At 48.7% G+C, this 509-nt stretch carries 1 protein-coding gene; it reads left to right on the top strand.

The window, feature by feature from the left end; genetic code table 11:
* Positions 1–249 (top strand): hypothetical protein (locus tag F0L68_RS44160; RefSeq protein ID WP_223199623.1); only part of this gene is annotated, 249 nt, incomplete at its 5' end.
* Positions 250–509: the final 260 nt, after the last annotated feature.

Here is a 509-nt window from a genome sequence, read left to right as displayed (position 1 = left end):
CGCGACCAGGGTCCCTCCACGACGAAACGCGGATCCATCGGGGAGAAGCTTTCCCGTCCAGACAGCCATATATCCCATGATGTTACCTGGACAGGTGTTGGAGAGGAAAAGAAGAAGAACGAGAAAAGCCACCCCATTAAAATTACCTACGAGGCAGAAGGAGGAAGCCTATGGAGACCTACCAAACACATAAACTATGACCCGGGATTGAGGAAGTCAGCAAGTACTGATATACCCAATCCAAGGTAACTAGGGGACCCGTGGCCAACAACCCACTACACCTCTACAGTATCGTGGGAGTAAGGATATACTGTAGGTGCTCCCCGTGGGACCCCGGGATTGAGTAAATCAGCAAAAGCTGATATACTGAATCCAAGGTAACTGGAGCCCAGTGGTCGTTAACCCACTAAGCACCTACAATATCACAGGATATTGCAGATGCCCCCCTGGGGGGAGGTTTTAATAAATAACATAGGAGACTATAGCAATATACATGGCCATAAAACACT

The sequence above is a fragment of the Solihabitans fulvus genome (assembly GCF_008386585.1).
GTDB classification, from domain to species: domain Bacteria; phylum Actinomycetota; class Actinomycetes; order Mycobacteriales; family Pseudonocardiaceae; genus Solihabitans; species Solihabitans fulvus.
The sequence above is the reverse complement of the archived record's forward strand: the minus strand, read 5'-3'. Positions and strand labels throughout refer to the sequence as shown.